Consider the following 21136-nt stretch of genomic DNA (forward strand, 5'->3'; position numbering starts at 1 on the left):
CTGCGATTAATCCAGAAATTCGACCAGCCGGTGCAACGCCTCGGCCGTTGATTCACTGTCGGAAACCAGCGCGAGGCGGATGTAGCCTGCGCCGGGATTGAAGCCGTCGGGTTGCAGCCGCGACAGATAGCTGCCCGGGATCACCCGGACCCCGGCGTCGCGATACAGACGCACCGCCGCCGCCTCGTCGCCGCCGCGCTCGGATACGTCGAGCCAGACGCAGAAGCCGCCGGCGGGCCGCTTATAGCCGTAGCGGCTGCCGAGAATCTGGTCGGCGAGATCGAACTTGATGCGATACAGCCTGCGGTTTTCCTCGACATGGGCCTCGTCGCTATAGGCGGCGACGGCGACATGCTGCAGCGGCACTGGCACCTGCGGGGCCGCGACGTTGCGCAATTCGTGAAAGGCGGCAAGAAATTTCTTGTCGCCGGCGGCAAAGCCGACGCGCATCCCCGGCAGGTTCGAGCGCTTCGACAGCGACTGGAACGCGACGACATTGGTGAAGTCGGGCCCGGCGCATTCGAGCGCGCTGCCTGGCGCCTCCCTGGTGTAGATTTCCGAATAGCACTCGTCGCTCAGGATCATGAAGCCATAGGCGTCGGCGAGTTTCTTCAGCCGGGTGAAGTAACCGCGCGAGGCGACGGAGCCTTGCGGATTGGCGGGCGAGGCGATGTAGATCGCAACCGTTCGCGCCAGCGTTGCCTCGTCGAGCTGCTCGAGATCCGGCAAAAATCCGTTGGCCAGCGTGGTCGGCAGATAGACCAGTTCGCAGCCGGCCGCGCGGGCGCCGGCTCCATAGGCCGGATAGAACGGGTTGGGCATCAGGATCGCGGGCCTGCCCTTGCGTGGGCCGACATAGCGGGCGGCGGTGATGGCGGCGAAGAACAGCCCTTCGCGGCTGCCGCTCAGCACCAGGATTTCGCTCTCGGGATCGATAGGGCGGGGCAGATCGAATCGGCTCGACAGCCAGTTGGCGGCAGCGCGCCGGAACGGCTCGATCCCCTTGGCGATGGGATAGCGGCCGAACTCGGCAATGTGCTTGGCCAGGACCGGCCCGACGAAGTCGGGCACCGGGTGCTGCGGCTCGCCCAATGATAATGTAATCAATGGCTTGGCCGGCTGGTATGGCGCGAGCAGCTCGCTTGTTCGGAGAAAGGGAGAGCGCTCGGCCTGACCGGCAGGTACGCTGCCGGCGCCCTGCGCCACGCCGGAAGAGGCGGTCATTGCCATCTGTGAAACGCCCAGCACTTTCAAAACGGGATCGAGGGCTTACCCCAGGACCGCGGACCCATCAAATCACCATAGATACGGCGAGGTTAAGACGCGATTAACCATCGGTAGCACTGGACAATTTGCGAAGTATTACCATATTGCTGTGGGTATTACTCTCGCTTAGGTAGCGCTATGGCGACGACAGTTACAAGCAAGGGCCAGGTAACGATCCCGAAACCGGTTCGCGACCACCTCGGAATTGTTCCGGGAAGCCAGGTCGAATTTCGGCGGGCGCCCGACGGCAGCGTCGTGCTCGAAAAATCCGATGGCACGAGGAAACCGAGCCGCTTTGCCAAGCTGGTTGGAATCGCCGGTCCGGGTCCTTCCACAGACGAAATCATGGCGATCACGCGCGGGGATTAGCCTGTGACGTTGGTGGATTCGAACGTCCTGCTGGACATTTTCACGCGGACGCCAGACTGGTGGGAATGGTCGTTGGCGCAGTTGGAGGATGCGGCTCTACAGGGAGCATTGCTGATCAATGACGTTATCTTTGCCGAGACCTCCGTCCGCTTCGCTACTATCGAAGAATTCGAAGCTGTCTTGGCCGACGCAGGCATCACCGTTGCGCCGATTCCACGAATGGCGCTCTTTCAGGCCGGTAAAGCATCAGTTCAATACCGAAATGCAGGCGGTACGCGCAGCGGCGTATTGCCGGATTTCTTCATTGGCGCACACGCGGCTGTCGAACGGCTGCCCCTCCTGACTCGAGATACCCGGCGCTACCGTACTTATTTCCCGACAGTTGAGTTGATCACGCCGTCGGAAGGCGGAGAGTAGGGCCCCGCAGGGCTACCGCCCCGGTAACCTCTCAAAGCTCGGCATGCCCTCCGGCACGTGGTGGAAGGCCTGCCTGTCGATCGTATAGATCGCCATCTGCGGGTTGAAGAGGCCGGGGTCGTCGAAGGTTCCGACCTTCAGCACGACGGCGGCCAAGCCCGGCACCTTGGTCACCAGATGGGTTCCGCATTCCGGGCAGAACTCGCGCGTCACGGCCCGCTCGAGGTCGCTGCGGGTGAACTGCTTGGGCTGGCCAGCGGTGTATTTGAAGCCGTCGACCGGCATTGCCACGAACATGTTCGGCGCGCCGCCGGAAATGTATTGGCATTCCCGGCAGTGGCACTGCGCCGCCATCATCGGGTCGCCCTCGGCCACATAGCGCACCTTGCCGCAATAGCATCCGCCCTCGACTTTCATGACGTCCTCCCGGTTTTTGTTGCGGTCATTTCGACGGCTCCCGCCCGTTTTGGCAAATGCAATTTCGCCAGGGGAGGCAGAAAAAGAAAGAGTGAGGCAGAAAAAGAAAGGGGCTCCAACTTGCGCTGGAGCCCCTCAACGGTCAGGGCATTGCCGGGTATGTGCCCGAACCGGAGTTATGGATGCGACCCTTTAGGGATCGCACCCCGGGAGAACTTACACGTTGTAGGCGCGCTCGGTGTGCTCGGTGACATCGAGGCCTTCACGCTCGGTCTCGACGTTGACGCGCAGACCGACGATCACGTCGACCACCTTGAAGATGATCGCCGAACCGATGCCCGACCACACCAGCGTGGTGCAGACGCCCCAGAGCTGCGAGACCATCTGCGCCGCGAAGTCGTAATCGGCGACCTTCGGCGGAATGGCGGTGTAGTCGATGACGCCGGCGCCACCGAGGGCCGGATTCACCAGAATGCCGGTGCCGAGCGCGCCGACGATGCCGCCGACGCAGTGGACGCCGAACACGTCCAGCGAGTCGTCATAGCCGAGCGAGTTCTTCACCACGGTGCAGAAGAACAAGCAGACGACGCCGACCACGAGGCCGAGCACAATCGCACCCATCGGGCCGGCAAAGCCGGCTGCAGGCGTGACCGCCACGAGGCCCGCGACAGCACCCGACAGCGCGCCGAGCACGGACGGATGACCCTTGACGATCCATTCCGCGAACATCCAGGCCATCGCCGCCGCTGCGGTTGCAACGAAGGAGTTGGTCATGGCGAGCGCGGCGCCGCCGGAGGCTTCGAGGTTCGAACCGGCATTGAAGCCGAACCAGCCGACCCAGAGCAGCGAGGCACCGATCATGGTCATGGTCAGCGAGTGCGGAGCCATCAGCTCCTTGCCGTAGCCGACGCGCTTGCCGATCAAGAGCGCACCGACGAGGCCCGCAATACCGGCGTTGATGTGCACCACGGTGCCGCCGGCGAAGTCGATCGCACCCTTCTTGAAGATCCAGCCGGCATCGGCGTTGATCTCGTCGAGCTTGGCCTGCGCCGCGGTCTTGGCGGCACCGTCAGCCGCCGCGGCGAGCGCCTTGGCGGCATCCTGGATCGCGTCCGGACCCGGCCAGTACCAGACCATGTGCGCGATCGGGAAGTAGATCAGTGTCACCCAGAGCGGGATGAACAGTGCGATCGCCGCGAACTTCATGCGTTCGGCAAAGGCGCCGACGATGAGGGCGGGGGTGATCGCCGCGAACGTCATCTGGAAGCAGACATAGACCAGTTCCGAGATGTTGGCGTCCACCGAGAAGGTCGCGACCTTCGAATCGGTGGTGATGCCCATCATGAAGGCTTTCGAGAAGCCGCCGATGAAGTCCGAACCGCCGGTGAAGGCGAGGCTGTAACCGTAAAGCGCCCAGAGCACGACGACAATGCAGACGGTGTAGAAAACCTGCATCAGCACCGAGAGCATGTTCTTGGAACGGACGAGGCCGCCGTAGAACAGCGCCAGGCCCGGGATGGTCATCAACAGCACCAGCACTGTCGACGTCAGCATCCAGGCGTTGTCGCCCTTGTTTACGGTCGGCTCGGCATAGGCGGCGGTCGCGGCAAACATGCCGACGGCGAGCGCTGCCAATCCCGCGCTATAGGGACGTTTAAACGTCATTGATTTTACTCCTGAGTGGTAAGGTTTGTGCGCGAAATCAGAGGGCCGCGGCATCCGCCTCGCCGGTGCGGATGCGGACCGCATGGTCGAGGTTGATGACGAAGATCTTGCCGTCGCCGATCTGGCCGGTCTTGGCGGCTGAGGTGATGGCGTCGATGGTCTTGTCGACCTGATCGGAGGCAACAGCGACCTCGATCTTGATCTTGGGCAGGAAGCTCACGGCGTATTCGGCGCCGCGGTAGATTTCGGTGTGGCCCTTCTGCCGGCCGTAGCCTTTGACTTCCGTCACCGTGAGGCCGTGAACGCCAATGGCAGTCAGGGCATCACGGACTTCTTCCAGTTTGAATGGCTTGATAATCGCCATAACAATTTTCATGGGTCTTGGTCCCCGCTTGGGCCCGGCTCGGACCGGGCGTTCTCGACTGAGATATCCACGCGGAGATGTTCACTACGCGGGCACAGCCGGGACCCTTAGAATCAAATGCCGTGCCAAATCGGGACCGTTCACTAACAGGCTATGAACTCGACCCTTTTCGCCCTTTGCGGGAATTGCATCATCCTGCGCCATTCGGTCGCGCCCAAACTGTAGTCAGGCCTGCTCAAATCGTGAGCAGGCCCTGACCGAGCACACAATCCTGCTCAGCGGCAGGGCATCAAAATGGTAACAGGGTGGGCGGCCCGTTGCAGCGCTTTGCCAGCGGCGGATATCGAGGCCCGGCGGTGCCGCTGGCGCGGAGATGCCGCGTCCATCAAGGGTTCTTTACGGGTTCGCCGGTAGCACCGGCCTCCTGAAGGGGGCGTCCCATGCACGTCGACACGCTTCCGCTCACCGTCAAACTCGCGGGGTTCGTGCTCGCCATCCTGCCGCTGATGATCGACAATCTGCGCACCGGCCGAGCAACCAACGGCAACAATCTCATCCTGCTGCTCGGCGGCCTCGCGACGCTCGTTCTTGATCGAGCGATGGGATGGAGCGACCGATCCCTGATGAAATCCGGCGGCTGGATCATCGCCGGAATGGCCATCCTTTTCGTGGTCCATCGGATGATCGGCGTTCCATCCGGCGTCGCCAAGACGCTAATGGCGCTGCTGCCGTGGTTCACCGTGGAAAGCTATCTTGTCGTGGTCACCGCTGGATTGCTGGTCACCGCCCTGATTGGCTATGTCACACGCCGTGACGCGCCGGTCGTGCCGTCTCTCATGGCTGCCGGCATCCTCATCATGGCATTGTGAGTTCGGCTGCTACTGCAGCGCCTCGCCATGCTGGGAGATATCGAGGCCTTCCAGCTCCTGCTGCAGTGACACCCGCAGCGGAGCGAATACGCCCACCAGCTTGAGCAGCACGAAGGTGACCCCCGCGGACCACACCAGCGTGGCGACGACTCCGTAGAGCTGGATCAAGACCTGCTGCGGGTTGTTCTCCAGCAGCCCGGCGGTGCCGCCAATCGCGTTCACCGCAAAGACGCCGGCAAGCAGCGTGCCGGTCAGGCCGCCAATGCCATGGACGCCGAAGACGTCGAGCGAGTCGTCATATTTGAACCGCTGCTTCAGCCAGGTGCAGGCCCAGAAGCAGAGCGTGCCGGCGATGACTCCGATGATAACACCATGCCAAGGCGCGACGAATCCGGATGCCGGCGTGATGGTGCCAAGGCCGGCTACGGCGCCCGAGATCATGCCGAGCACCGAGGGCTTGCGCCGCGTCGCCCATTCGATCGCGGCCCAGGTCAGCGCGCCGGCGCAGGCGGCGAGGTGCGTTGCCGTGATCGCCATCACCGCGCGCGAGTTGGCCGCGAGCGCCGATCCGCCGTTGAAGCCGAACCAGCCGACCCACAGTAAGCCGGTGCCGATCACCGCGAGTGACAGGTCGAACGGCGCGAGATTTTCGCTGCCATAGCCGTGACGCCGGCCCATCACCATCGCCGCGACCAGACCGCCGATGCCGGCGGAAAGATGCACGACGAGGCCTCCGGCGAAATCGAGCACGCCGGCGCTGGCCAGGAAGCCGCCGCCCCACACCCAATGCGCAAGCGGCACATAGACGAACACGAACCAGCCGACGGAGAACAATAGATAGGCGGAGAACCGCATCCGGTCCGCGACCGCGCCGGCCACCAGCGCCACCGTGATGATCGCAAACGTCATCTGGTACAGCATGAAAAGCGCTTCGGGGATCGTCTTCGCGGCCGGATTGACGCTCTCCATCGTCATGCCGACCAGGAACCAGCGGTCGAGCGTGCCAAGAAAGGCGCCGTCGCCGATAAAGGCCAGCGAATAGCCGAACGCTACCCAGAGTATCGAGATGATCGCAACGGCCGAGAGGCTCTGCGCCATGGTCGCCAGCACATTCTTCTTGCGCACCATGCCGGAATAGAACAGCGCCAGGCCCGGTATCGTCATCATCAGCACCAGCGCGGTGGCGACGATCATCCATGCGGTGTCCGCGGCGTTGATGGTGGATGTCTCGGCCAAGGCCGGCGTTGCGAGCAGGGTGCTCGCTGCAGGAATGACGAGCGCAGCATGGCGCGCTGCACGATACGATGGTGCCCCCATGGAATTCCCCCGGCGTGGTGTCGTTTCTTGTCTCGCGCGTCCGGCGTCGCTGCCGCCGCGCCCCCTTTAGTCAGTGAGGCTTCAGAGCGCGTCGCTGTCGGTCTCGCCGGTGCGGATGCGCAGCGCGTGGTCGATCGGCGTGACGAAGATTTTGCCGTCACCGATCTGCCCGGTGCGCGCGTTCGCGGTGATCACCTCGATCGCCTTGTCCGCGACGTCGGAAGCAACAGCGATTTCGATTCGAAGCTTGGGCAGGAAGTTCACGACATATTCGGCGCCGCGGTAGATTTCGGTGTGCCCCTTCTGGCGGCCATAGCCCTTGACCTCGGTCACCGTCATGCCGTGCACGCCGATGGCCGTGAGCGCCTGGCGGACCTCGTCAAGCTTGAAAGGTTTGATGATGGCGACGACGAGTTTCATGATCAGGCCTTCATTTCCCTGGACATTTCGTGAGCAGGCGGCAGGCTGATCACCCACCGGCTGGCTGCCAGCGCAAATCTGGCATCTTTCTAGGCAAATGGCACAAAAAGGTTGCAGGTAGAAGGGGAAAACATTTCGAGCTGGTGACGTCCATCACTGTACAGGCGGCTGGATCGTCCGCCAAAATACGGGTCTCCCTCAGCCGCTTGCCGGCTATTTCATATTTTTTCCACGGCTCAAGGAAATAAAATGTCAAACCGATCGTGGTTTTATGCCGCCAACGGCCAGCAACAAGGCCCCTATCCGGAGGCCCAGCTTCGCGACCTCATCACCCGCGGCATGGTCGGGACCGACACGCTGGTCTGGACCGAGGGAATGTCAGGCTGGCTGCGGGCCGGCGATATTCCGGGCCTGGTCCCCGGCGGCTCCGGTCCGCCGCCCGCTTATGCGCCTCCCGGCGGCCCACCTTCGGTTGCAAGTGGCTCCTATGGCGGCGGTGCGCTGTCGATCGATGTCAGCGTTTTGGAGCTGTTCTGGCGCAGCCTCGTGTTCATCATCGGCATGGTTCTGGTGATTCCCTCGCCCTGGGTCGCGACCTGGTACTACCGCTGGGCCTTCTCGCGGATTTATGTGCCGGGCCGGCCGAACCTTGCCTTCAACGGACAGCCCCTCGACATCTGGTATGTCTTCATCGCCATCGGCATCCTGACCTATGTGGGCCAGGCCGATCTCTACTACCTGCAATATCTCTCGATCCCGATTCAGGCCGTGCTGTCCTGGATGGTGATTCGCTGGATTGCCGCGAACCTGAGCTCCAATGGCGAGCCGCTTCCGATCGCCTTCAACGGCAGCGCACTCGGCTATATCGGCTGGCAGGTGCTGCTTTACGTGTCGTTCATCACCATCGTCGGCTGGGCCTGGGTGATCACGGCCTGGATGCGCTGGATCTGCCGCAACATCGACGGCACGCATCGTGAAGTCATCTTCACCGCATCAGGCCTTGAAATGTTGTGGCGCACCCTCGTGTTCGCGATCGCCTGCATCTTCATCATTCCGATACCGTGGATGCTGGCCTGGTATGGACGCTGGTATGCGTCGCAATTTGCACTCGCCGAGCGCGGCACCATGGCGAACGCGTAAGATTATCCGCACAGTCTTGCAGAGTGGGCAACGTGCAGCGTGCCCGCCCTCTTTACTTATTACTTGCGCTGGCGCACCGAGCCCTCCTGGGCGACCGACGCGACCAGCGTACCGTCCGGCTTGAAGATCAGGCCGCGGGTCAGCCCGCGGCCATCCTGCGCACTCGGCGAATCCTGCGCGTAGAGCAGCCATTCGTCGGCGCGGAACGGGCGATGAAACCACATCGCATGGTCAAGGCTCGCCGGCATCATGCGCTTGTCGAACAGCGTGCGGCCATAGCGCGCCATGACGGCGTCGAGCAGCGAGAAGTCCGACGCGTAGGCCAGCGCACAAAGATGCAGCGCCGGATCGTCGGGCAGTTTGGCCGCAGTCCGAATCCAGACATGGATGCGGCCGTCATCGACCTTCTGGCCGAAATAGCGGCCGAGCTCGACCGGGCGCAGTTCGATCGGGCGGTCGGATTCGTAATAGCGCCGGATGAACTCCGGCATCTCCTTGAACATCGGCTGCTTGGAGACTTCTTCCGCCGTCAGCTTTTCCGGCGGTGGCACATCCGGCATCCTGTCCTGATGATCGAACGCGCCTTCTTCCTCGGCGTGGAACGAAACCATAATGGAGAAGATTGCGTTGCCGTGCTGGATCGCGGTGACGCGGCGGGTCGAATAGCTCTTGCCGTCGCGCAGCCGCTCGACCTGATAGATGATCGGAATCTGCGGGTCGCCCGGCAGGATGAAATAGCAATGGATCGAATGCGGCAGGCGGCCCTCGACGGTGCGGCACGCCGCGACCATGGCCTGTCCGATCACCTGTCCGCCGAATACCCGCTGCCAGCTCGTCTTCGGACTGTTGCCGCGGAACAGATTCACCTCGAGTTGTTCGAGATCGAGGATGGAAATCAGGTCAATCAGGCCTTTGGACATGGCAGCGCTTTCGCTTGAATTGTTCGGTCTTTCCGGGATGGTCCGAAGGACCAGACCCGGAATGACGGGCTTAGCCTTGTTCTCCGCCCTGTTTCGCCCAGCTAATATCGGGTAGCAAGTATCTCTAGTGTAACGAAGTAGGATCGCATGGCGGCACAGCGAAGCATTGTCATCTGCGGCGGCGCCTTTGCCGGGCTGGCGCTGGCGCTGGCGTTCCGCCAGGGCCTTGGACCGGACATTCCCGTCATTGTCGCCGATCCGGCGCTGGCCACGCGGCCGAGCCGCGATCCACGGGCGACCGCCATCGTGGCGGCGTGCCGGCGGCTGTTCGAGGCGCTGGGCGTCTGGGATCAGGTGTCGGACTCACAAGCCATCCTCGACATGGTCGTCACGGATTCCAGGCTGGAGGACGCCACCCGCCCGGTATTCCTGACCTTTGCGGGGGAGGTCGAGCCCGGCGAGCCCTTCGCGCACATGGTGGAGAACCGCCGCCTGATCGATGCGCTGGTCGCACGCGCCGAGGCTGATGGCATCGATCTCCGTGCGACCGCCGTGTCGAGCTACGATTCCCGGCCCGACGGGGTCACGGTGACGCTCGCCGACGGCAATGTCGTCGAGGCAAGCTTGCTGGTTGCCGCCGATGGCGCGCGCTCAAAGCTGCGCGAGCGTGCCGGCATTGCCACCCATGGCTGGGACTACGACCAATCCGGCATTGTCGTCACCGTCGGCCATGAGCGCGATCACCACGGCCGCGCCGAAGAGCACTTTCTTCCCGCCGGTCCATTCGCGATCCTGCCACTATCAGGCAAGCGCTCGTCGCTGGTCTGGACCGAAAGCCGCACCGAGGCCGCGCGCATCACCGCGCTCGGCGAAGGCGAATTCCATGACGAGCTCGAAAAACGCTTCGGGCTGCACCTCGGCGAGATCAAGGCGCTGGACAAGCCGCGCGCGTTTCCGCTTGGTTATTTCGTCGCGCGCTCCTTCATCGCCGAGCGGCTGGCGCTGGTCGGCGATGCCGCGCATGTCATTCACCCGATCGCAGGGCAGGGGCTTAACATGGGCCTGAAGGATGTTGCGGCGCTGGCGGAAGTCGTGGTCGATGCGGCGCGGCTCGGCATCGATCCCGGACAGGCCGATGTGCTCGACCGCTATCAGCGCTGGCGGCGCTTCGACACGATGGCGATGGGCCTCGCCACCAATTCGCTGAACTTCCTGTTCTCGAATGAATCGACGCTGCTGCGGACCGTGCGCGATATCGGGCTCGGCCTCGTCGACCGCGCGCCGCCGCTGAAAAATATCTTCATCAAGCAGGCGGCGGGATTGTCAGGCGAGGTGCCGCGGCTGTTGAAGGGCGAGGCGCTGTAGACCGTAGGATGGGTAGAGCGAAGCGAAACCCATCAAACGTTCTTGCCGTGACGATGATGGGTTTCGCTGCGCTCTACCCATCCTTCGAAGATGTCATCAATCGATCTTCCGTGCCTCTTCCGGCAGCATGATCGGAATGCCGTCGCGGATCGGGTAGGCGAGTTTCGCCGAGCGCGAAATCAGTTCTTGGCGAGTGGAATCGAATTCCAATGGGCCCTTGGTCACCGGACAGACCAGGATCTCCAGGAGCTTTGGATCGACGGTTCCGTCGAGGCGTTCGGGCGAGGCGTTCATTTGATATCTCCGGATCGGCGTGGTGCTTAGCATACAAGGCCGCCCGATGTCATGACGTCGCCATCCGCACCAATTCGTCGACCACGGTCTGCTGCCGTGCCTTCGGCAGCGGCTGATCCGATAGCGCAAAGCCGAGAAAGGCCCAATAGAGGATCTGTGCACGGGAGCGGGCGGCATTGTCTGATAGTCCGGACTGCACCAGAAGACCTTCGACATAGTTCAGCCGCCGCCGGTCGATCGCCTGCACGGCGGCGCGCGCGGCAGGATCGACGCCGGCCCAGCCTCGAACGGCGCGTTCCAGCGCCAGCCGCTCGCTGAACACGCGGCGCAGCAGCAGCGCGAGCGGGTTATCGTCTTTCGACGCCGCCTCGATATTGGCGATGATCTGCTCGGCGGCGACCTCGTGCCAGCGCGCCAGGACCGCGGCGTGGAACGCGGCGATATCGGCGAAGTGCCAATAAAAACTGCCGCGCGAGACGCGCAGCGTTTTCGCCAACGGCTCGGCCTTCAGCGCGGTGAAGCCGCGGCTTGCCAGCGCCTTCAGGCCTTGGTCGACCCAGTCCTTTGCCGAGAGTTGATCGCTCATATGCCTACCACCATACACTACCGTCTTGACAGGCGCCACCACGCGGCGCATAACCATACAGTACTGTATGGAGGCGTTTCGATGCGCGATCTCATCCTGCAATGCGCCGGCGCCGCCGGCATAGCCGTAGCTCTGATCCATGGGGTGCTTGGCGAAACCAAGGTGTTTGCCAAGGCGACCATCCAGCCGGAGAGCCTACGCACGCTGATCCGCCTGGTGTGGCAGGCGGGCACGGTGGCCTGGATCGGCGGCGGTGTGCTGCTGATCGCCGCGCCTTTGCTTGGATCGGAGAGCGCGCGGCACTGGATCGTTGGGACCATCGTTGCAGTCTATGCGTTTGCCGCCGCCGCCAACGCGTGGTGGTCGCGCGGCCGCGGTTTTGGCTGGAAAGCGCTCGGCGCCGTCGTCGTGCTCGCGGTCGCAGGGTACTAGGCAGGCGATCACTTGAGCCCTCGTTAGCCGCGCACGCGGGAACGAGATGGTATTCAGCCTTGGCCGGCCGACCGGCAGCGCCAGTGTTCAGTCGATGCTGCGCGATCGGATGCGACCGGCACCACTCCGCAAGAGTGCGCGGAGCGTAGCTCACTGAAATAAGCGTCAACTGAGCCCATGCGCTCGCAGGTCGACTTAACACTCCGGGAAGAGCCTTGCATCCTACTGCAGACCGGTGTCGCCGCTGGTGCGCTTCTTGGCGAGGTCCATCTCGGTCACCGCGATCAGGATCTCGGCGCGGGTTTTCAGGTCGGGTGCTTCCAGCATCGCCTGCTTCTCTGCCGGGCCATAGGGCGACATCATCGCCAGCGCGTTGACCAACGCCTCGTTCGGGGCGCTCTCGATGCCTTCCCAATCCACCTTGAGATTGTTGGCGTTGAGAAAGTCGGTCAGCACTTCAAGCAGCGCCGTGCGGTCGACATCCTCTTCGCCCTTGCGCGCGACGAAATCGTCGGCATAGGGGAAGAAGTCCACTTTGCATTGCCGGTACGCCGTCAGCGCGGTGATTTCCTCCACCACCTTGAAACGGGCGACGCCGGTGAGCTCCAGGATGTAACGGCCGTCGCCGGATTCGGCGAGCTGGGTGATGCGGCCGACGCAGCCGACCCGAAACAGTTCGGGCTTTGCCTCGTCCCTCGTGTGGGAGATATCCGGCTGGATCATTCCGATCAGCCGGTGGCCGTCGCGCAGCGCGTCGTCGACCATCGCCAGATAGCGCGGCTCGAAAATGTTGAGCGGCATCTGGCCGCGCGGCAAGAGCAGCGCGCCCGGCAACGGAAACACCGGAATGATTTCGGGAAGCTCGCCGGGTCCGCGGTATTCGGCATTGATCGGCATGGGCAGTCCCGGTCAGTTCGCTGGTTCGGTGCGTGTTCTCTTCACAAAGCCACGTCCCACAGCTCGCGAATACGTCTAAAGCGCGACGATATCTGGATAAGCCGTCATCGCGCTTCAGGTTTCTGTTCGAGCATGATCTTTTCGGAAGGCCGCCTCACACTCTTCCGGATCATGCTCTAGGAGAAGAGTATCGTCGATAGCCGCCTTCGTCCTTCAACCGTTGCTTCGTCGGCGCCGCCCCAGGCTTCGAAGAACTGCACCAATTGCTTGCGGGCGCCGTCATCGTTCCATTTCCGGTCGCGCTTGACGATCTCCAGCAGCTGGTTGGTCGCCTCGCCGCGCTTGCCCAGCGCATTGAGCGCAGTTGCCAGATCGAATCGCGCCTGATGATCAAGCGGGTTTGCGGCAACCTTCTGTTCGAGCTCGGTCACCGGACCCAGCGCCTGGGCTTGCTCGGCGAGATCGATCGAGGCCTGCACCGCCTTGACCGCGGCGTCGTTGCGCTTGGACTCCGGCACCATCGCCAGCGTCTGCTTGGCCTGTTCGACGGCGCCCGTCGTCACGTAGCATTTCGCAAGTCCAGCCAGCGCCGGAATGTTGGTGGCGTCGAAACCCAAAATCTCGGCATAGATCTGCGCGGCCGCGGCGGGATCGCCTTCCGCCAGCACGACCTCGGCCTCTTTGAGGATTTCCGCGATATTGGGCTCGCCGGGCGCGGTCACGCCCTTGGTGATCTTGTCGATGAAGGCATTGACCTGGCTCTCCGGCACCGCGCCCATGAAACCGTCGGCGGGCTGGCCATTGACGAAGGCGATGACCGCCGGGATCGACTGAATGCCCATCTGGCCCGGGATGGCCGGATGATGATCGATGTTCATCTTGACCAGCTTGACCTTGCCCTTGGCGGCACGGACCGCCTTTTCGAGCACCGGCGTGAGCTGCCGGCAGGGGCCACACCACTCCGCCCAGAAGTCGATCAGCACCGGCTGGCGCTTCGATTCCTCGATGACGTCCTTCATGAAGGATTGGGTGGTCGTTTCCTTGATCAGATCGGACGCTGCCTGCGGTGCCGGGCCGCCGCCCTGCTCAACTATCGTCACGGTTTCCTCGCCTGCTGTCTTGCGAATGCTTGTCGGGAACGGGAGTCGTTCTAGCACGTCCCGGAACCAAGTTCTCGTCAGCTAGATGGCGGCTTGGCCACAAAATTCAATTGGTCGCAGGGGCTTCTCGGCCGTCCGGCCCTGATCCGGGTTCCGAATCGCACCCCTCAGATGCCCGTCGGCCCGTCCAAGTGTCGTTTCGAGCGATTCGAGCCCCATTTGTTAATGAAATCGGCCCAATCAGATGGCATCGAATTGCGTTCGGACTGTTGCATTCGTGGTCCGCATTTGGCATAGGTCTGCCGTTGACGGCGCGCGTCGCCGCCATCTCGGATGCGGGTGTAGCTCAGTGGTAGAGCACGACCTTGCCAAGGTCGGGGTCGAGGGTTCGAGCCCCTTCGCCCGCTCCAGATTTCTTCAAATCACTGGTACCGTATCAAACGACAGGCCGCCTTCTTGGCGGCCTTTCGTTTGCGGCTCATGGCTTGGATCTCGATCGGCGGCTGCTCACCTTGGCAGTCGATAAACCCAGATCCTGGCCCTGCCCGAACTTACGTCCTGAAACGTGTTCGGGAAGACAGCGCTCATCGGTTTGTTCAGGTACACGAACAATTGCCCATCGCGGGTGGCCTGGAATTTCTCGTCGAGGCGGCCGTTGGCCGGCTCGCTGTCGAGGAAGTTTTCTTCATTGCCGGTCTCGCCGTAGCGAAGGATGACGTGGCCGAAGGGGCGGTCGAGCGTCCGCTTGAGCGGGTAGGCGGCGGCCAGCAGGGTGAAACGCCCGAGTCCTGCGGCTGAGCCGAGCACGCCGTCCTTCTTCCAATCGGGGAGGAACGCCCGTAGCGGCATTCCACCCGGGCCGGAAGACGCGCCGAGGAATTGCCAGTCGCCGTCCTTCTCCAGGATGAACTGATACTGTGCGCGCCGCTCCAGCTTGATGCCGAGCGGCGTGCACAGGTCGGCGGTGTTGAACTCGGCAACGTGGATGTGGCACGCCGCCGACGCGCAGGTATTCGGAAGCAGGCCGCCATCGGCGTTACGCTTGCACAGCTTCAAATCGTCGGGATCGCAGACGTCGAGCGCGACCGGCTGCTCCGCCGGCTTGCAGAAATCGCCGAGGCTGTCGCGGATATTGAAAAGATAGTGGCTGGCAAGGGCGGTGCCGCCGATCAGGAAGGTGACCGCGAAAAATGCCGGCGCAACCTTGAGCTTGATGTCAGTGATGAATTGCCGGTAGGCGTCCTTCAGCCTGAAGCGCGCGATCATGCGGTCGCTCAGCAGCATCGTGATCAGGATGATGAAGGCGAAAAACTGGAAATAGGGATGCGTCATCCGGTCGATCAGGGTCTGCGGCGAGGCCGGCAAATCAGGCACATCAACGCCGAACCAGCCCGGCACCGGATAAAGCGCGATGAACAGCAGGATGGCGAAGAGCGCAAACGGCAGTCCAATCGCGCGGCGTCGCGTTTTGGATTCGCCCCGATGCAGCTCGGCTTTTCCAAGGCTCGTCCGCCACGCCTGCCGCATCTGATCGGTGATCCGGCTGCGAAGGCTGACGCTCAGCCAGAGCAGCAGCGCGACAAGGCCGGCGCAGAGCGCGAACCACAGCGGCTCGCGCGCGTAGGCGTTGAGCCAGCGGGATGCCGCTCCGGGCAGCACGAGACCGACCAAGCGGATCACATCGGAGAGCGGCCGCAAGGGCGAGGCGAACTCGGCCTGGGCCGGCAGGGTGGATGTCAGCGGGTAGGTCAGCAGGTAGAACGACGCGATGACGGTCAGGAAGTAGATGATGCGCCGCCGCCAGATCGAGCTTCCGACGACATGCTCCTGGGTATACTCGCGCTGGCGCGCTGAAGCTGCGGTCTCATATTTCGGTTTGCCCGGCGGGACGATCAGTTGCTCAGGTGCGACGATCTTCTCGTCGTAGGTCAGTATTTCGTAACTCGGCGGCAATCCGACCGGCGCGTAGAGATGCGCATCGACGGCGATCCGGTCGAAAACGCTTTCGTGGATCTTCGGCGTTTCGATTTTGACGCAGTCGCGCTTGTCCTCGGAAAATTTCGTGTCGGACAGCGCGGCGACGCTGCGTGGCCCGTAGCGATAGTAGCCGCCGAGGCCGTTGCGAGAATCATAGATGCGGCCGTCCTTGTCCTGCGTCGAGCGCACCCGGGTGAAGGCGTCGGGATCGGCGCCCGGTGCTTGTTTCAAGGTCAGTCCGCGGCGGCGCGCTTCCGATAGGATCCATGTCAGCGACACATGGGCGAGCGAGTCGTCAGGATATCCGCCACCCACGTTGGAATGAACACCGGCGAACCAGACCTGGGTGATCCGGTTAGGCTGTGTCTCTGGGCTCTCGTCCCACAACAGCGGATGAAAAGTAGTGCGCTCGTCGTCCAGCGACAGCGCGTGGCAGGCCTTGCGAACCAAAGGGTTCAACTGCCGGTCCGGCAGTTCAAGCGGCCATAAATAGCGGCTGACGCCGCGCGTCATCTCGTCAACCGGCAGACCGTAGGCGGCGACCGTGTCCCACAGGCCGAGGAAAGCCACATGGTCGACCGGCCGCTCATTCTTGTCGTGCTTGGCCGAGACGAACAGGTTGCGCAGCTTTCGAAACACCCATTCGACCTGAAACCGCGTTTTGAATGATTCTGCACGGTGGGCGCGATAGGCCACTGCGACCTTTCGATCGAGCTCCTCCTCGGTGCGGTAGCTCACCAGCCCCTGTTCGCAGATCAGCCCGTTCACTACGCGGATGGTGAAGGCGCCGCGGCTGAAGCCGAACGCGAAGATGTCGTCGCTCTGCCAGGGGCCGTATTGCTCCGGCCGGTTCTCGGCCTTCGCCGCCGCGGCCTCGAGCGCAAGGTAGTCGAGGTGCGAGCGATAATTGCGGCAGGCAAACTTGTAGATGTCGAGCACGTTGCGCTTCAGGCCGAAGCCGAACGCGCCGCCAAGGATCGCGAAAGGCTTGAAGGAGGAGGTGCCGACGCCGTCGTCGTAAAATGCAATCTGCTGGGAACTCGTCAGGTCCAGCGATTCGAAGACACGCCAGACATTGGTTCGCCAGACCTTGCCGGCGGAATTGCCGGTGCCGTCCGAGAGCAGGATGATCCGCCTGTTGGCCATACGGACGCTCGCCCAAGCGCGGTCGCACCGGACCGGCATTCCGTTGAGAGCATACACAAAGTTTCTCAGGGATTGATCGGGCCCACTATGAAATGGGCCACAATTGATCATTCGTTTCTCGCGCAGCGTTGAAGCTGCGCGTTTCCCACGATGTGGTACGGCGCCCACTTGTGCGGCTTAGCCGTGAATATTGCGATGCAGCGGGTGCAGGTGCAAACGCTGCTGACGCCGCAAGCGGCTTGCCAATCCGTCTCACAATTTTTGCCGATCGTACCGGGCCGAGCCGCGTGCGCTTCTTTCCCGCAGCCGATGTGCTACGATTTTTTGGTCTGTTGCAACTCACCAGACCAAATTCGTCTCTCAATAAATAACAAGGCGCAGCCGCCAGGCTGCCTTACGGGAGTGACGCGATGAAATCGGCTTTCAATCGATCTATTCTTGCGCTCGCAGCCATCCTCGTTGTAGCGGGGGTCGGCGAGGCCAGCGCGCAGCAGAAGGCCCTGAAGAAATACGAGTCCGGCACCAAGGACTTCTGGACCAACCCGCCGCCGGACTGGTTCCTCGGCGACGAGACCGAAGCCCAGAAGGGGCAGGCGCCGCCATCCGGCCCGCCGACCGGCGCTTCGGAAGCCGAACTTGCGGCGATGATGAAGAAGATCAAGCTGCCGGATGGCTTCAGCATCGAGGTGTATGCTTCGGGCGTGCTGGAGGCGCGGCAGATGGCCTGGGGTGACAAGGGCACGTTGTTTGTCGGTTCCTTCAGTCTCGGCAACGTCTATGCGATCAAGGACAATGGCGGCAAGCGAGAGGTCAAGACCGTCCTCAAGGGCCTCACCATGCCTACCGGTCTGGCGTTCCAAGACGGCGCCCTCTACGTCGTCGCGATCAACCGGCTGATCAAATACGAAAACGCCGAAGCCAATCTCGACAATCTCGGCGCTGGCAAGGTGGTGTATGACGACATGCCGTCCTATGTCGCGCATGGCTGGAAATATATCGCTGTCGACAAGGAGGGCTGGTTCTATCTGCCGTTCGGACCGCCCTTCAACATCGGCCTCCCGCCGACCAGCCTTTCGCAGGTCCGCCGAGTCGATCCCAAGACCGGCAATGCCGAGATCTGGGCGCTCGGCGTGCGCAACAGCGTCGGCGGCGACGTCGATCCCCGCTCGGGGCGGTATTGGTTCACGGAGAATGCCCGCGACTGGATCAGCGACGACATGCCGAGCGACAAGCTCAACATGATCTCCAAGATCGGCGAGCATTTCGGCTATCCCTATTGCCATCAAGGCGACATGCCGGACCCGAAATTCGCGATGGGTCACAAATGCGATGAATTCACGCCGCCGGTCGTCAAGCTTGGCGCCCATGTCGCACCGCTCGGGATGAAGTTCTACACCGGCGATCAGTTTCCGCCTGAGTACAAGAACAACATCCTGATCGCCGAGCACGGCTCCTGGAACCGCTACAAGTACCAGGGTGCCCGCATCAAGCGCGTGATCGTCGATGCCGACGGCAAGAACGCCAAATCGGAGATATTCGCCTCCGGCTGGCTCGAGGGTGACACCAACTATCTGGGACGTCCGAACGACATCATTGTCGCCAAGGATGGTTCGATCCTGGTGGCCGACGATTGGGCCGGCGCCATCTATCGCATCAGCTACAAAAAATAGGACGTGAACGATTCAGAGGCTGCGGTTACCCGGGAACGGGTGGCCGCAGCTTCTGTTCTTTCCGGCGTGATGTTGAGGAGCTCGCATGCGAATGGCATTGGTCCTGCTGGCAGCGGCGATGGCCTGCGGTTCGCCCGCCCGCGCTGCCGATATCGCGGCCGGTAAGGCGAAGGCCGAGCTCTGTGTCGGATGCCACGGCGAGGGCGGCATTTCGCAGATGGAAAACATTCCATCGCTCGCGGCACAGCCCGATCAGTTCATTCAGTGGCAGCTCGTGTTCTTCCGCGCCGGCACCCGCAAGAATGAGCAGATGCAGCCGATCGTCGAGCAGCTCAACAATGACGACATCCGCAACCTCGGCGCCTACTACGCCTCGCTTCCACCGCCGACGCCCAAGCCCGACGACGATCCGGGCCTTTCGAAAAAGGGCGCGCAGGCGGCCGTCGGCCGTCGCTGCGCCTCATGCCATACCGACAGCTATGCCGGCACCAAGGGTGTCGCCCGCCTTGCTGGCCAGCGCGAGGAATATCTCGTGAAGGCGCTGCGCGACTATAAGACAAGCGTGCGTGCGGGCGGCGCGATGGCGGCGATGGCCGATGTCGCCTTTCCGCTGAGCGAGGAAGAGATCGAGGCGCTCGCGCATTATCTCGCGCATTTGTGAGTGATTTGGTCGCCCCTGCGAACGCAGGGACCCATACCGCGTGATCTCTCGGTGTGGCAGCGTGGCCGACGCCTTTCACAAAACTGTCGCCGATGGCTATGGGTCCCTGCGTTCGCAGGGACGACCGAGATAAAGCGGTATGACTACGCGGAACGCTCCTTCTCATACGCCTTGAGATGGGTATAGGCGATGCGCAATTTCGGCACCGGGATCTTGGCGGCGTCGGCGCGCGCGACGAGATCGCCGATCACGTGGTCGGCCTCGACGGGCAGGCCTGCCTTGATGTCGCGGAACATCGAGGCGGTCATCGGCGAGCCCTCGGTGGTCAACAGCCCGGCGGTGCGCTGGAAGAAGGGGCCAGCCGGCTCGTAGCCTGACGCCTTGGCAATCGCGCTGCATTCATCGAGCATGCCGAGCAGAAAATCCTTGCCGCCGGCGGCCGCCAGGATGTTGCCGACCGACGTGCGCATCAGCGAGGTGGAGGCGGCGAGCGAGGCGAGGAAGACCCATTTCTCCCACATGTCCTGCATGATGTGTTCGCTCGCGACCGCGCCGAACTTGCCGCTCTCGAACACTTTCGCAATCGCGCGCACCCGCTCCGACATCGTGCCGTCGCGTTCGCCGAAATTGAGCGACTGCATCGGCGCGAGCTGCACCACCTCGCGCGCCTCGTTGAGCGTCACCGCGATGGCGCAGAGGCCGCCAAGCACGCAGCTGGCGCCGAATTTCTTGTCCAGCGCGTTGAGGTGCAGCATGCCGTTGAGCAGCGGAATGATCGACGTGGTGGGCCCGACCGCCGGGGCAAAGGACTTGATCGCGTCTTCGAGGTCGAACGCCTTGCAGCTGAGCAGCACGACGTCGAATGGCTCGGCGAGCTTGTCTGCCAGCACGGTCGGCGGGTTCTTGAGCGTGACATCACCGGCGGGGCTCTTGATAACGAGCCCGGCGCTTGCGAGCTCGGACGCGCGCTTCGGCCGGACCAGGAAGGTCACATCGTTTCCAGCCTGAAGCAGCCTGCCGCCGAAATAGCCGCCGATGGCGCCGGCGCCGACCACGAGAATACGCATGGATCAACTTCCTTTATTGTTGGTCTTGGAAGGGCGAGTAGCGAATGGCGAGTAGGAAGAGCGCACTGCGACGTTCTATTCGCTACTCGCCGTTCGCTTCTCTACCACGAATCCCGCGCTATTTGCCCGAAATCATTTCCTCGACCTCGCGAAGCTGTTCCTTGCCGAAGAACATTTCCTGGCCGACGAAGAACGTCGGCGAGCCGAAGGCACCGCGCTCGACCGCGCTTTGTGTATTCTCGATCAGCTTGGCCTTTACGTCGGCATCCTGTGCGCGGGTCAGCAGCTTGCCGGCGTCGAGGCCGGACGCGGCCAGCGCCTTGGCCGCAACTTCCGGATCATCCATCTTCTTCGGCTCGACCCACATGTGATGGAAGGCGGCCTCGACGTATTTTTCGAACACGCCTTCGAGCTGCGCCGCCACCGCGGCGCGCATCAGATTCAGCGTGTTGACCGGAAAGAATGGGTTCCAGACGTAGGGCTTGACGCCAAAGCGCTTCACGAAGCGCTCAGTTTCCAGGGCGTGGAATTCACGCTTGTTCTTGATGCCGGCGAGCGATTCGGCGGGCGATTTGTTGTTGGTGGCCTTGAAGATGCCGCCGAGCAGGATCGGCACATATTCGAACTTCACGCCGGTGCGCTTCTCGATCGCCGGTATCGCCTCGTGGCTGAGAAAGGCATTGGGACTACCGACATCGAAAAGGAATTGCGGATTTATGCTCACGACAGTCTCCCTGATGTTTTGGCGCATTCTGACCCAAGGCATGCGGCGCGTCC

At 62.6% G+C, this 21136-nt stretch carries 22 protein-coding genes and 1 tRNA gene; 9 read left to right on the top strand and 14 right to left on the bottom strand.

Translation table 11 applies throughout. From position 1 onward, the window contains the following. Positions 1 to 6: 6 nt before the first annotated feature. Positions 7 to 1230 (bottom strand): aminotransferase class I/II-fold pyridoxal phosphate-dependent enzyme, encoded by a 1224-nt coding sequence (locus RX331_RS01095; RefSeq protein WP_317254837.1) that lies wholly within the window; start codon positions 1228 to 1230, stop codon positions 7 to 9. Between the two features lie 174 nt (positions 1231 to 1404). Here RX331_RS01095 and RX331_RS01100 point away from each other — a divergent pair, with 174 nt between their 5' ends. After that, positions 1405 to 1635, top strand: a complete 231-nt coding sequence (locus RX331_RS01100) for an AbrB/MazE/SpoVT family DNA-binding domain-containing protein (RefSeq protein WP_317254838.1) — start codon at positions 1405 to 1407, stop codon at positions 1633 to 1635. Positions 1636 to 1638: 3 nt separating this feature from the next. Then, the gene (locus tag RX331_RS01105) at positions 1639 to 2052 is read left to right on the top strand and encodes a type II toxin-antitoxin system VapC family toxin (protein WP_317254839.1); all 414 of its coding nucleotides are present in this window, start codon (positions 1639 to 1641) and stop codon (positions 2050 to 2052) included. Between the two features lie 12 nt (positions 2053 to 2064). Here the strand turns inward: RX331_RS01105 and RX331_RS01110 are convergent, their stop codons facing one another. The 3 genes from RX331_RS01110 to RX331_RS01120 form a co-directional block, all read right to left on the bottom strand. Continuing rightward, positions 2065 to 2469 carry a GFA family protein gene (locus tag RX331_RS01110; protein ID WP_317254840.1) on the bottom strand — a complete coding sequence of 135 codons (405 nt, stop codon included), beginning with the start codon at positions 2467 to 2469 and terminating at the stop codon, positions 2065 to 2067. 216 nt (positions 2470 to 2685) lie between these two features. After that, complete coding sequence (locus RX331_RS01115; protein WP_317254841.1) at positions 2686 to 4134, bottom strand: ammonium transporter; 1449 nt, start codon at positions 4132 to 4134, stop codon at positions 2686 to 2688. 37 nt (positions 4135 to 4171) lie between these two features. Next, positions 4172 to 4510: a P-II family nitrogen regulator gene (locus RX331_RS01120; RefSeq protein ID WP_008142813.1), complete on the bottom strand. Its 339-nt coding sequence runs from the start codon at positions 4508 to 4510 to the stop codon at positions 4172 to 4174. A gap of 428 nt (positions 4511 to 4938) precedes the next feature. On the opposite strand from RX331_RS01120, the gene RX331_RS01125 reads away from it, so the two are divergent. Further along, a complete protein-coding gene (locus tag RX331_RS01125; RefSeq protein WP_317254842.1) occupies positions 4939 to 5367 on the top strand; it encodes a hypothetical protein in 429 nt (142 codons plus the stop codon). Between the two features lie 9 nt (positions 5368 to 5376). Here RX331_RS01125 and RX331_RS01130 read toward each other — a convergent pair whose 3' ends face one another. Together RX331_RS01130 and RX331_RS01135 are read right to left on the bottom strand one after the other, a co-directional pair. After that, positions 5377 to 6684, bottom strand: coding sequence for an ammonium transporter (locus RX331_RS01130; protein ID WP_317254843.1), 1308 nt, complete (start codon positions 6682 to 6684; stop codon positions 5377 to 5379). A gap of 81 nt (positions 6685 to 6765) precedes the next feature. Next, positions 6766 to 7104, bottom strand: a complete 339-nt coding sequence (locus RX331_RS01135) for a P-II family nitrogen regulator (RefSeq protein WP_057853743.1) — start codon at positions 7102 to 7104, stop codon at positions 6766 to 6768. A 249-nt stretch (positions 7105 to 7353) separates the two neighbouring features. On the opposite strand from RX331_RS01135, the gene RX331_RS01140 reads away from it, so the two are divergent. Further along, positions 7354 to 8244: a DUF4339 domain-containing protein gene (locus tag RX331_RS01140; protein WP_317254844.1), complete on the top strand. Its 891-nt coding sequence runs from the start codon at positions 7354 to 7356 to the stop codon at positions 8242 to 8244. 59 nt (positions 8245 to 8303) lie between these two features. Here the strand turns inward: RX331_RS01140 and tesB are convergent, their stop codons facing one another. Beyond that, positions 8304 to 9164 carry an acyl-CoA thioesterase II gene (gene tesB / locus RX331_RS01145; RefSeq protein ID WP_317254845.1) on the bottom strand — a complete coding sequence of 287 codons (861 nt, stop codon included), beginning with the start codon at positions 9162 to 9164 and terminating at the stop codon, positions 8304 to 8306. Positions 9165 to 9311: 147 nt separating this feature from the next. On the opposite strand from tesB, the gene RX331_RS01150 reads away from it, so the two are divergent. Next, positions 9312 to 10529 carry a ubiquinone biosynthesis hydroxylase gene (locus RX331_RS01150; protein WP_317254846.1) on the top strand — a complete coding sequence of 406 codons (1218 nt, stop codon included), beginning with the start codon at positions 9312 to 9314 and terminating at the stop codon, positions 10527 to 10529. Between the two features lie 96 nt (positions 10530 to 10625). On the opposite strand, the gene RX331_RS01155 is transcribed toward RX331_RS01150, so the two are convergent. Both RX331_RS01155 and RX331_RS01160 read right to left on the bottom strand, forming a co-directional pair. After that, on the bottom strand, positions 10626 to 10823 hold the full coding sequence (locus tag RX331_RS01155) for a Trm112 family protein (protein ID WP_317254847.1): 198 nt from the start codon (positions 10821 to 10823) through the stop codon (positions 10626 to 10628). Between the two features lie 49 nt (positions 10824 to 10872). Next, the gene (locus RX331_RS01160; RefSeq protein ID WP_317254848.1) at positions 10873 to 11409 is read right to left on the bottom strand and encodes a TetR/AcrR family transcriptional regulator; all 537 of its coding nucleotides are present in this window, start codon (positions 11407 to 11409) and stop codon (positions 10873 to 10875) included. Between the two features lie 81 nt (positions 11410 to 11490). On the opposite strand from RX331_RS01160, the gene RX331_RS01165 reads away from it, so the two are divergent. Beyond that, positions 11491 to 11841, top strand: coding sequence for a hypothetical protein (locus RX331_RS01165; RefSeq protein ID WP_317254849.1), 351 nt, complete (start codon positions 11491 to 11493; stop codon positions 11839 to 11841). 222 nt (positions 11842 to 12063) lie between these two features. Here RX331_RS01165 and RX331_RS01170 read toward each other — a convergent pair whose 3' ends face one another. Next, on the bottom strand, positions 12064 to 12738 hold the full coding sequence (locus tag RX331_RS01170; RefSeq protein WP_317254850.1) for an LON peptidase substrate-binding domain-containing protein: 675 nt from the start codon (positions 12736 to 12738) through the stop codon (positions 12064 to 12066). 176 nt (positions 12739 to 12914) lie between these two features. Further along, the gene (gene trxA, locus RX331_RS01175) at positions 12915 to 13838 is read right to left on the bottom strand and encodes a thioredoxin (protein ID WP_317254851.1); all 924 of its coding nucleotides are present in this window, start codon (positions 13836 to 13838) and stop codon (positions 12915 to 12917) included. A 335-nt stretch (positions 13839 to 14173) separates the two neighbouring features. Here trxA and RX331_RS01180 point away from each other — a divergent pair. Further along, positions 14174 to 14248: transfer RNA gene (locus RX331_RS01180), tRNA-Gly, on the top strand. Between the two features lie 97 nt (positions 14249 to 14345). Here the strand turns inward: RX331_RS01180 and RX331_RS01185 are convergent. Beyond that, positions 14346 to 16961 carry a DUF2235 domain-containing protein gene (locus tag RX331_RS01185; protein WP_317254852.1) on the bottom strand — a complete coding sequence of 872 codons (2616 nt, stop codon included), beginning with the start codon at positions 16959 to 16961 and terminating at the stop codon, positions 14346 to 14348. Between the two features lie 410 nt (positions 16962 to 17371). On the opposite strand from RX331_RS01185, the gene RX331_RS01190 reads away from it, so the two are divergent. Next, positions 17372 to 18631: a PQQ-dependent sugar dehydrogenase gene (locus RX331_RS01190; RefSeq protein WP_317254853.1), complete on the top strand. Its 1260-nt coding sequence runs from the start codon at positions 17372 to 17374 to the stop codon at positions 18629 to 18631. Positions 18632 to 18716: 85 nt separating this feature from the next. Further along, complete coding sequence (locus tag RX331_RS01195; RefSeq protein WP_317254854.1) at positions 18717 to 19292, top strand: c-type cytochrome; 576 nt, start codon at positions 18717 to 18719, stop codon at positions 19290 to 19292. A 143-nt stretch (positions 19293 to 19435) separates the two neighbouring features. On the opposite strand, the gene panE is transcribed toward RX331_RS01195, so the two are convergent. Then, positions 19436 to 20359 carry a 2-dehydropantoate 2-reductase gene (gene panE, locus RX331_RS01200; protein WP_317254855.1) on the bottom strand — a complete coding sequence of 308 codons (924 nt, stop codon included), beginning with the start codon at positions 20357 to 20359 and terminating at the stop codon, positions 19436 to 19438. A gap of 118 nt (positions 20360 to 20477) precedes the next feature. Continuing rightward, positions 20478 to 21110: a 2-hydroxychromene-2-carboxylate isomerase gene (locus RX331_RS01205; RefSeq protein ID WP_410708352.1), complete on the bottom strand. Its 633-nt coding sequence runs from the start codon at positions 21108 to 21110 to the stop codon at positions 20478 to 20480. Positions 21111 to 21136 lie beyond the last annotated feature (26 nt).

Source organism: Bradyrhizobium sp. BWA-3-5, from assembly GCF_032917985.1.
In the GTDB taxonomy this organism is placed as follows: domain Bacteria; phylum Pseudomonadota; class Alphaproteobacteria; order Rhizobiales; family Xanthobacteraceae; genus Bradyrhizobium.